The 9,170-nt window shown below is 62.6% G+C and carries 10 protein-coding genes; 7 read left to right on the top strand and 3 right to left on the bottom strand.

What is annotated here, in order from left to right; translation table 11 throughout:
* Positions 1-9 precede the first annotated feature (9 nt).
* Positions 10-468 carry an Lrp/AsnC family transcriptional regulator gene (locus tag M2396_RS12955; RefSeq protein WP_101317474.1) on the bottom strand — a complete coding sequence of 153 codons (459 nt, stop codon included), beginning with the start codon at positions 466-468 and terminating at the stop codon, positions 10-12.
* Positions 469-628: 160 nt separating this feature from the next.
* Here M2396_RS12955 and M2396_RS12950 point away from each other — a divergent pair, with 160 nt between their 5' ends.
* Positions 629-1,810, top strand: coding sequence for a PLP-dependent aspartate aminotransferase family protein (locus M2396_RS12950; protein WP_150571496.1), 1,182 nt, complete (start codon positions 629-631; stop codon positions 1,808-1,810).
* A gap of 64 nt (positions 1,811-1,874) precedes the next feature.
* On the opposite strand, the gene M2396_RS12945 is transcribed toward M2396_RS12950, so the two are convergent.
* A complete protein-coding gene (locus tag M2396_RS12945) occupies positions 1,875-2,111 on the bottom strand; it encodes a YdcH family protein (protein ID WP_101317476.1) in 237 nt (78 codons plus the stop codon).
* 262 nt (positions 2,112-2,373) lie between these two features.
* On the opposite strand from M2396_RS12945, the gene M2396_RS12940 reads away from it, so the two are divergent.
* From M2396_RS12940 to M2396_RS12925, 4 genes are all read left to right on the top strand, one after another.
* Entirely contained in the window at positions 2,374-4,014 is a 1,641-nt protein-coding gene (locus M2396_RS12940) for a phosphoethanolamine transferase (RefSeq protein ID WP_150571991.1), read from the top strand.
* Positions 4,015-4,099: 85 nt separating this feature from the next.
* On the top strand, positions 4,100-5,233 hold the full coding sequence (gene rnd, locus M2396_RS12935) for a ribonuclease D (protein ID WP_259075322.1): 1,134 nt from the start codon (positions 4,100-4,102) through the stop codon (positions 5,231-5,233).
* A complete protein-coding gene (locus M2396_RS12930) occupies positions 5,230-5,523 on the top strand; it encodes a YcgL domain-containing protein (RefSeq protein ID WP_101317482.1) in 294 nt (97 codons plus the stop codon). The genes rnd and M2396_RS12930 overlap by 4 nt, the downstream gene beginning before the upstream one ends.
* Positions 5,524-5,604: 81 nt before the next feature.
* Positions 5,605-6,537: a D-2-hydroxyacid dehydrogenase gene (locus M2396_RS12925; protein ID WP_150571990.1), complete on the top strand. Its 933-nt coding sequence runs from the start codon at positions 5,605-5,607 to the stop codon at positions 6,535-6,537.
* Positions 6,538-6,586: 49 nt separating this feature from the next.
* Here M2396_RS12925 and M2396_RS12920 read toward each other — a convergent pair whose 3' ends face one another.
* Positions 6,587-7,180: a nitroreductase family protein gene (locus tag M2396_RS12920; RefSeq protein WP_150571483.1), complete on the bottom strand. Its 594-nt coding sequence runs from the start codon at positions 7,178-7,180 to the stop codon at positions 6,587-6,589.
* 145 nt (positions 7,181-7,325) lie between these two features.
* Here M2396_RS12920 and M2396_RS12915 point away from each other — a divergent pair, with 145 nt between their 5' ends.
* A complete protein-coding gene (locus M2396_RS12915) occupies positions 7,326-7,775 on the top strand; it encodes a YcgN family cysteine cluster protein (RefSeq protein ID WP_103436475.1) in 450 nt (149 codons plus the stop codon).
* A 41-nt stretch (positions 7,776-7,816) separates the two neighbouring features.
* Complete coding sequence (locus tag M2396_RS12910) at positions 7,817-9,025, top strand: hypothetical protein (protein WP_150571484.1); 1,209 nt, start codon at positions 7,817-7,819, stop codon at positions 9,023-9,025.
* The last annotated feature ends 145 nt before the right edge of the window (positions 9,026-9,170 follow it).

Here is a 9,170-nt window from a genome sequence, read left to right as displayed (position 1 = left end):
ATCGACGCATCAGCGATGCACCGGATAGGCCGTGGTGTACTTCATCTGTTCCATGGCAAAGCTGGAGGTGATGTTAGACAGGCCATCGGTGCGGGTGATCAGCTTCTTGTAGAAGCGGTCGTAGGCGGCAATATCGCTGACCACCACCCGCAGCATGTAATCCCAATCGCCAGACATGCGGTAGAACTCCATGACCTCCTCGAAGCCGCTGACAGTGGCGGCAAATTGCTCGAGCCAGGCATTGTCGTGGCGCTGGGTCTTGAGCTGGACGAACACGGTCAGACCCAGGCCCAGGCGTTGCGGATCAAGCAGTGCGACGCGGCCGAGAATGTAGCCATCATCCTGCAGGCGCTTGACCCGCTTCCAGCATGGGGTGGTGGTGAGGTTGACCGCTTCGGCCAGCTCCTTGAGCGAGGTGGAGGCGTCGCGTTGGAGCAGGGTGAGGATGTGCTGGTCGAAACTGTCCATGCCGGTGCGTCGCCTTGCCGAGAAAAATATGCTCCAGACTAGCCGTTAACGAGCACGAATAGAATGCTGGGGCCGGGGTATCGCGCGCATCCGCCTGCGCTCGGCCAATCGCGGCGGATATGCGATAGTGACGGCCATCAACCCCGCCTTCTACCAGTCACTGGGCCCGATCATGTCCGACAAACCGCGCAACTTCGCCACGCGTACCATTCACGCTGGCGAGCAATTCAGCGTTGCCGACAACGCCATCTTCCCGCCGATCTACACCGCCAGCTCGTACATCAAGCGCGGCCTCGACGATAACCCCGAGTACGCCTACAGCCGCGTTGCCAATCCGACCCGGCATGCCTACGAGAGCTGCGTTGCGGCGTTGGAAGAAGGGCTAGGTGCGGTCGCCTGTGCTTCCGGCGTCAGCGCCACTTCGACAGTGCTCGAGTTGCTCGACAAGAACGCTCACGTGGTGGTGATGAACGGCGTCTACGGCGGCACCTTCCGCCTGCTCGAAGACTACCGCAGCCGCACCTCCGGGCTGACCACCACGTATGTCGACCTGAATGACCTGGACGCCCTGGCAGCGGCGATTCGCCCGGACACGCAGCTGATCTGGATCGAGTCGCCGACCAATCCGCTGCTGCACCTGGTCGATATCGAAGCAGTGTGCAGCCTGGCCCGTGCCCGCAATATCCTCACCTGCATCGACAACACCTTCTGCTCGCCGTGGAATCAGCAGCCGATCACCCTCGGCGTGGACCTGGTGATGCACTCGGCGAGCAAGTACATCGGTGGCCACTCCGACCTCACCGGCGGAGTCGTGGTGGCGGCCAACGCCGAGTTGCTGGCGCGCCTGCGCAAGATCAGCATGGCCGTCGGTGCCGTGCAGGGGCCGTTCGATTGCTACCTGGCCCTGCGCGGACTGAAGACGCTGGACGTGCGCATGGAGCGCCAAAGTGCCAATGCCCTGCGGGTGGCGCAGTTCCTCGAGAGCCATCCGCTGGTCGACAAGGTGTTCTATCCAGGTCTGCCCAGTCACCCGCAGCATGAGCTGTGCAAGCGCCAGATGCGCACGGGCGGCGCGGTGGTGACCTTGCAGGTGAAGGGTGATCGCGAGGCGCTCAAGCGCTTTGTCGACGCGCTGTCGATCTTTGTCCTGGCCGATTCGCTGGGCGGCGTCGAGAGCATGATCAACCATTCCTGGAGCATGTCGCACAACTCGTTGAGCCCAGAGCAGAAAGGCGTGATGGGGATTACCGAGGGCCTGTTGCGGCTGTCGCTGGGGATCGAGGACTGCCGCGATCTGATCGATGATCTGCAAGGCGCCTTGCAGGCCAGCGCCGCAGTCTGAGGCTTTGTTGATCGCCATCGCAGGCTTGCCCCGCGATGGCGGTTTTACAGTTGTTGCAGCCGGGTCAGGACTTGGCTGGATGAATGATTCGTTCGATCTTGTCCTTGATCAGCAGCCGCTCCTTGCGCAATAGCGTGACGGTGTCATCGGTGGCGGCGGTGCGTTCAGCGACGTCCACCTCTTTGTCCTTGGCTTGGTAAGCCTTGTGTAGCTTGAGCAGCTCCGGGTCCTTGGCGCTCAGTGCGTGAAAGTCGTCAGGCTGGATGCTGAGGTCTGCGAACAGATCATGCGGTACGGGCATTTCTTCACCTCCGTCAGGGGTTGGACACTGGTGCAGAATCTTGAGGATAGCCGCGTTTGCCAAAGACGTGGGTGGGGGTGGTCTGGCAGCGGTTGGCTGAACGTCGGCTGAATGAAAGGTAAACACGTGTAATTGTTGCTGGATGTCAGAGTTTGTTGGCGGGTTTTTCACAAAAAAACGATGGTCTGCTTCCCACAATCCGCTTCGAATTGCCACGCGCTGAGTCGCGCCTGGGCCAACATCAAACTCGATAGCGAAGACCATGCTGAAACTCGACAATCTGCGGACCGAATGGGTCACGTTACTGGCCAGCCTGTACCTGTTGATTGGCTTCAACAGCCTGCTCTGGAGTCACCTCCAGGCGGTGGTGCCGCCAGGGTTGACGGGGCTTTGGCTGATGCTGGCGTTTGCCCTGCTGATGCTGTTTGCGTTCAACCTGGTGTTGACCTTGATTGCCTTCAAGTATGTGTTGAAGCCGGTCTTGATGGTGCTGTTTGTCAGCGGTGCGGCAGTGGCTTACTTCATGAATCAGTACGGTGTGCTGATTGATGCAGGCATGTTCCGCAACGTTGCCGAGACCAACATCAGCGAAGTGCGTGATCTGCTCTCGTTGAAGTTCATCGGCTATATCGTGCTGCTGGGTTTGCTGCCGGCCGCACTGGTGTGGAAGGCGCCGATCGCCTATCGCCCGTGGCACCGCGAAGTGTTCGGCAAACTGCTGGTCGGGGGGGCCTGTACGGTGGCGTTGGGCGCGGTGGCCCTGGCTAACTATCAGGGCCTGTCTTCGCTGTTTCGCAACCACCACGAAATCCGCCTGATGCTCACCCCAAGCAACGTTGTTGGCGCCTCGTTTGGCTATGCCAGCGAGCGGTTGGGCAGTGCGGCCGCGCCGTTTCAGCGCTACGGCGAAGACGCCCGCCGCGATGCCGCTGCCTGGCAGCAGCACAAGCGCAAGTCGCTGACGGTGTTGGTAGTGGGTGAAAGCGCCCGCGCGGAAAACTTTGGCGTGCTCGGTTATAGCCGCGATACCACCCCGCGCCTGAGCAAGGAAGACGGCCTGCTGGGCTTCACCGATGTGCATTCGTGCGGCACCGAAACCGCTGTCTCGGTGCCGTGCATGTTCTCCGGCATGCCGCGCAAGGACTACGATGCCAGCGTCGCCCGTAACCGGGAGGGGCTGCTGGACATGCTCCAGCGCGCCGGCCTGACGGTGCAGTGGCGTGACAATCAATCAGGCTGCAAGGGTACCTGCGACCGCGTGCAGTTCGTCGACGTCAGCAACCTCAAGGACCCCGCCCTGTGTGCCGGCGGCGAGTGCCACGACGAAATCCTCCTGCAAGGCCTGGCCGAACTGCTCGACAGCCTCGACCAGGACACCGTGCTGGTCCTGCACCAGATGGGTAGCCACGGCCCTGATTACTACAAGCGTTATCCGCAAGCGTTCGAGCGATTCACCCCGGTGTGCCACAGCAACGCCCTGAACCAGTGCGATCAGCAGGCAATCATCAATAGCTACGACAACACCCTGGGTTACACCGACCACGTGCTGGCCTCGCTGATCGACCTGCTGCGCAGCCGTCAGGACAACGTCGACACCGCCATGCTGTACCTGTCCGACCACGGCGAATCGCTGGGTGAGTACAACCTCTATCTGCATGGCACGCCGTACATGCTGGCGCCCGAGCAGCAACGCCATGTGCCGATGCTGGCGTGGTTCTCCGACAGTTACCGGCAGGACTTTGGCCTCGACAACGACTGCCTGGCGCGCCTGCGTGATGCCCCGCTGAGCCAGGACAACCTGTTCCACTCGATGCTCGGCCTGCTGCAGGTGCACAGCGCGGTCTACCAGCAATCACTGGACTTGTTCGCCGGCTGCCGGCCGTGGCTGGCGGCTGGCCGCTGACAGAAGCGCCGGGCGATGGTCGCCATGTTTCGCGTGCGCGGCCCACGGCGTATATACTGCGCGCCACTGTTTGTGGGAGAGCCTCGTGGCCAACGAAATACACTGGATCTGTGACGACCAGAGCCTGGCCGAGCACTGCCGGACCTGGCGCGAATTGCCCTTCGTAGCGCTCGACACCGAATTCATGCGGGTAGACACCTTCTACCCCAAGGCCGGGCTGCTGCAGGTTGGCGACGGTCAAAAAGCCTTTCTTATCGACCCGTTGCGCGTTCGTGACTGGCAGCCTTTGGCTGACCTGCTCGAAGACCCGCAAGTGGTCAAAGTGGTGCATGCCTGCAGTGAGGACCTTGAAGTTCTCCTGCGCCTGACCGGCAAGCTGCCACAGCCGTTGTTCGACACCCAGTTGGCCGCAGGTTACCTCAACATCGGTTTCTCGATGGGTTACTCGCGCCTGGTGCAGGACGTGCTCGGGCTCGATCTACCCAAGGGCGAAACCCGCTCTGACTGGCTGCAGCGGCCTCTGTCGGAAACCCAGGTCAGCTACGCCGCCGAAGACGCCGTGCACCTCGCCGAGCTGTTCTCCGCGCTGCGCCCGCGGCTGTCCGATGACAAGTACGCCTGGGTGCTGGAAGACGGCGCCGAACTGGTTGCGCAGATGCGCCGTGAAATCGAGCCGCAGCTGCTTTACCGTGAGGTCAAGCTGGCCTGGAAGCTGTCGCGTCAGCAGCTGGCAGTCCTGCGTGAGCTGTCGGCCTGGCGCGAGCTTGAAGCGCGCCGCCGCGACCTGCCGCGCAACCGCGTGCTGCGTGAGCATTCGCTGTGGCCGATCGCCAAGACCCAGCCAGACAGCCTCTCGGCCCTGGCTAAGATCGATGACATGCACCCGCGCACCCTGCGTCAGGACGGCGAGTTCCTCCTGCAATTGATCAAGCAGGCCGGCAGTGTGCCGGCTGAGCAGTATCCGCCAGCGCTGCCTGAGCCATTGCCGATCGAAGCCTCGGCCATCCTCAAGCGCCTGCGCGCCATCGGCCAGGCCGAAGGCGAGCGGCTGGGCATCGCCCCGGAGCTGATGCTGCGCAAGAAAACCCTCGAGGCGCTGCTCAAGAGCGGCTACCCCAATGGGCCCTATCAACTGCCCGATTCGCTGCGCGGCTGGCGTCGCGAGCGGATGGGCCAGGCGCTGCTGGATGATCTGGCCGCGCTCGGAGAATCCTCATGAAACGCATCTGCTCGATCTACAAGAGCCCGCGCAAAAACGAAATGTACCTTTACGTGCTCAAGGCTGACGGCCTGGAGCGGGTCCCAGCAGGTTTGCTGCCGGCCTTCGGTACGCCGATTCACGCCTTCGACCTGGTGCTGTCGCCGGAGCGCAAGCTGGCCCGGGAAGACATCGAACAGGTGCTGAACAACCTCGAGGCCCAGGGCTACCACCTGCAGATGCCGCCGCTCGAAGACGAGTACATCGAGCACCTGCCTGAAGAGCTGCTGCGCCGCAACGACCCGGTCTGATAGGCCCGCGCTGCCCATCGTTTGCCCAAGCGGCCCGCTACTCGGGCCGTTTTCCGTTATCTGCCAAGGTTGTCTTTTGAGATGCGCGTTCTGATCGCTGAACAGGATCATGCCAACTATGCCGGCCTGCTGGCCGCTGCCGCCCCCGACCTTGAAGTGCTGACCAGCGGTAACTCCGCCGAGCTGGCGCTATTGGCGCCGCAATGCCCGGTGTGGCTGGGTCAGCCAGACCTGCTGGCGACCCTGCTGCGCCAAGGCCATAAGCCAGAATGGGCGCAGTCGACCTGGGCGGGGATTACCCCGCTGCTGGCCGACGGCCTGACGCGTGACTACCGCCTGACCCGCGCTGTGGGCATCTTTGGCCAGGTCATGGCCGAATACATGCTGACCTACATGCTTGGCCACGAGCGCGAGGTGTTGTCGCGCCTGGTCAGCCAGGTCGAGCGGCGCTGGGATGAACGCCCTGGGCACAGCCTGCAAGGGCGCCAGGTGCTGATCGTTGGCACGGGCGATATCGGCCAGCGTGTGGCGGAGTTTCTCGTGCCATTTGGTGTGACCCTGTACGGCGTTGCCAGCAGCGCGCGTCAGCAGGCGCCGTTTGTTGAAGTGGCTGGGCTCGATCAATTGCCACAGCGAGTCGAGCAGGCTGATTACGTAATCAACCTGTTGCCTGATACCCCGGCCACCCATGACCTGTATAACGCCGCGCTGTTCAAACGCTTCAAGCCCAGTGCGCTTTTGATCAACGCTGGTCGCGGTGTTTCGGTGGTGGACGCCGACCTGGTCGCAGCGTTGAAGGAAGGTCATCTGGCCGGCGCCGTGATCGACGTATGCCGGCAGGAGCCGCTGCCGCAACAACATCCGTTCTGGACGGCGTGGGGTTTACTGCTGACCGGGCACAGCTCCGCGCCGACCTCGCCTACGGCGATGGTGCGTTTGTTTGTCGAGAATCTGCGGGACTATTTAGCGGGGCAGGCACTGCGCGGCGAGGTGGATTTCCAGCGCGGTTATTGATGTGTAGCGCGGGGCGTCTGGAGCAAGCGTCGCCTCGCGCTGCGGTAGATCAGAGGCTGAAATCGCCTTCTGCAGCCAGCTCGGCCAGTGGCTTGCGCGGGCTAGGTACTTCACGGGCCTGCAGGCCTTCGGCGAGCGTGGCCTTGTCGCCCAGCTTGCCGATCGCGACCATCGCCTGCAGCTCATAGCCTTCGGGGATCTTCAGTTGTTCGCGGGCCATCGCCTGGTCAAAGCCGGCCATGCCGTGGGTGTGCCAACCGCTGAGGCTCGCTTGCAGCGCCAGGTGGCCCCAGGCCGAACCGGTATCAAATGCGTGCCACAATGCTGGCGACTCTTCGCTGGCACCGGGTGCGATAAAGCTGGTCTTGGAAATCACCAGCACCAGCGCCGAGGCGTGCTGGGCCCAGCTGCGGTTGAACGGCACCAGCAGCTCCAGGTAGCGCTGCCAGTTTGGCGTGTCGCGACGGGCATAAAGGAACCGCCACGGCTGCGAGTTATAGGCCGAAGGCGCCCAGCGCGCCGCTTCGAAGAAGCTCAGCAGGGTTTCTTCGCTGATCGGCTCGGGGTTGAATGCGCGGGGCGACCAGCGATTGATGAACTGCTCGTTGATGGCGTAATCGGCAACGCGTGGGTTGGCGCTCATGACAGCTCCTGCAAGACACAAGGGGAAGCCGGCACGCTACTGCGTCTGGACACCCCTGACAAGCGGTCTGGCTTTGCCCAAGGCCAGGCTCTAGACTGGCGCCGCCGCCTGCTGCGGCCCAAGAACAACTGCGAGAAACCGTGTGATGATGGCCCAGACTGCGCCCTTCTGGCAGCGCAAGACGCTCGATCAACTCGACCCGCAAGAGTGGGAATCACTCTGCGATGGCTGCGGCATGTGCTGCCTGCAGAAACTCGAGGACGAGGACGACAACAGCGTCTACTACACCCGCATTGCCTGCAAACTGCTCGATCTGAACAGTTGCCAGTGCAGCGACTACCCTAATCGCTTCAAACACGTGCCCGACTGCATCCAGCTCACCCCGGGCAAGGCCGATCAGTTCAAATGGTTGCCGCCGACCTGTGGCTATCGGCTGGTCAGCGAAGGCAAGGACCTGCCCGCCTGGCATCATCTGGTCTGTGGCGACCGCAGTCAGGTGCATGAGCAACGTATTTCGCAGTCCGGGCGCATGCTCAGCGAGAACGATGTGGCTGAAGACGACTGGGAAGACCATTTGATTTTCCGCGCCGGCTGAGCGCCGCGGTGATTGGCCTGTGCCGAACAAGGAGTTTGTCTATGCGTTGCCCTTTGCTGCTTGTTCTGGCGCTGGCGGCTTGCTCGCCAGCCTGGGCCAAGAAGGTCGATCTGGATTACCAGGTGCGCCTGCTGCCCAACAGTGGCCAGGCCGAAGTACGCCTGACCCTGGCTGATGGCAGCGCGGTGCGTAGCCTGGATTTTGCCTTGGGCAAGGCCAATGCCTACAGCGGTTTTCAGGCCGATGGCCAGTGGTCACAGCAGGGTGAGCGTGGCGTGTGGCGCCCGGCTGCGGGCAAGACCAGCCTCAGTTACCGCGTCCGGCTCGACAGTGCTGCATCAGGGGGTGCCTTCGAGAGCCGCATGACCGCGCATTGGGCGGTGTTCCGTGGCGATCAGTTGGTGCCGCCTGCACGTCTTGATCAACAGGACGGCACCGAGTTGGTAGCGCGCCTGGCAGTCGAGCTGCCGCCCGGCTGGAAGAGCGTGGAAACCGCCTGGCCGCGGATCGGCCAGCACAAGTTTCGTATCGATGATGTCTCGCGCCTGTTCGATCGGCCGACTGGCTGGATGCTCGCCGGTAACCTCGGCAGCCGCCGCGCGCGCCTGGGCGAAACCGACGTCACCGTGGCCGCGCCGCAAGGGCAGGGCATGCGCCGGATGGACACGCTGACGTTGCTGACGTTCGTCTGGCCTCAGTTGCAAGCGGTGTTCCCGCGCAATCCGCCCAAGTTGTTGCTGGTTGGCGCACGCGATCAGATGTGGCGGGGCGTGCTTGGCGAGCACAACTCATTGTTCATCCACAGCAACCGCGCCTTGATCAGCGAGAACGGCAGCAGCCCACTGCTGCGTGAGCTGGTCCAGCTGTTTGCGCAGATCAAGGTGCGCGATGACAGCGACTGGATCAGTGAAAGCCTGACGGACTACTACGCCACCGAACTGCTACGCCGGGCCGGCGGCATCAGTGATGATCGCTATGATGCCTGGCAGGCACGCCTGCACAAACAGGGCGCCAAGGTCACTCGGCTGGTGGCCAGGCAGGCTAACGCCGGGCAGATCGCGCGAGGCGTGCAGGTGTTGCAGGCATTGGATCGGGAGATCCGCCTGCACACTCAGAATAAACGCTCACTGGACGACGTCACCCAGGCGTTGATGCGCATGCCGAGTGTGAATACTGCAGAGTTCATCCAGATCAGCGAGAGCGTGCTTGGGCGCAGCTCAGACGTGCTTCAGAGCAAATTGCTACGCTAGCCCTGCTTGCACGCAGTTGGTGTAGGAGCGGCCTTGTGTCGCGAAAGGGTCGCATAGCGACCCCGGCAACCTAGCGTCAAACGACAGATCGAGGGGCCGCTGCGCAGCCCTATCGCGACACAAGGCCGCTCCTACAAAGGGCGCG

Origin of the sequence: Pseudomonas sp. BIGb0278, from assembly GCF_024809895.1 — a bacterium.
In the GTDB taxonomy this organism is placed as follows: Bacteria; Pseudomonadota; Gammaproteobacteria; order Pseudomonadales; family Pseudomonadaceae; genus Aquipseudomonas; species Aquipseudomonas shirazensis.
The sequence above is the reverse complement of the archived record's forward strand: the minus strand, read 5'-3'. Positions and strand labels throughout refer to the sequence as shown.

What these genes read in the sequence shown, in the direction of transcription:
- M2396_RS12955 (WP_101317474.1), bottom strand. Translation starts at nt 468, where the DNA reads ATGGACAGTTTCGACCAGCACATCCTCACCCTGCTCCAACGCGACGCC.
- M2396_RS12945 (WP_101317476.1), bottom strand. Translation starts at nt 2,111, where the DNA reads ATGCCCGTACCGCATGATCTGTTCGCAGACCTCAGCATCCAGCCTGAC.
- M2396_RS12940 (WP_150571991.1), top strand. Translation starts at nt 2,374, where the DNA reads ATGCTGAAACTCGACAATCTGCGGACCGAATGGGTCACGTTACTGGCC.
- M2396_RS12930 (WP_101317482.1), top strand. Translation starts at nt 5,230, where the DNA reads ATGAAACGCATCTGCTCGATCTACAAGAGCCCGCGCAAAAACGAAATG.
- M2396_RS12925 (WP_150571990.1), top strand. Translation starts at nt 5,605, where the DNA reads ATGCGCGTTCTGATCGCTGAACAGGATCATGCCAACTATGCCGGCCTG.
- M2396_RS12920 (WP_150571483.1), bottom strand. Translation starts at nt 7,180, where the DNA reads ATGAGCGCCAACCCACGCGTTGCCGATTACGCCATCAACGAGCAGTTC.
- M2396_RS12915 (WP_103436475.1), top strand. Translation starts at nt 7,326, where the DNA reads ATGATGGCCCAGACTGCGCCCTTCTGGCAGCGCAAGACGCTCGATCAA.
- M2396_RS12910 (WP_150571484.1), top strand. Translation starts at nt 7,817, where the DNA reads ATGCGTTGCCCTTTGCTGCTTGTTCTGGCGCTGGCGGCTTGCTCGCCA.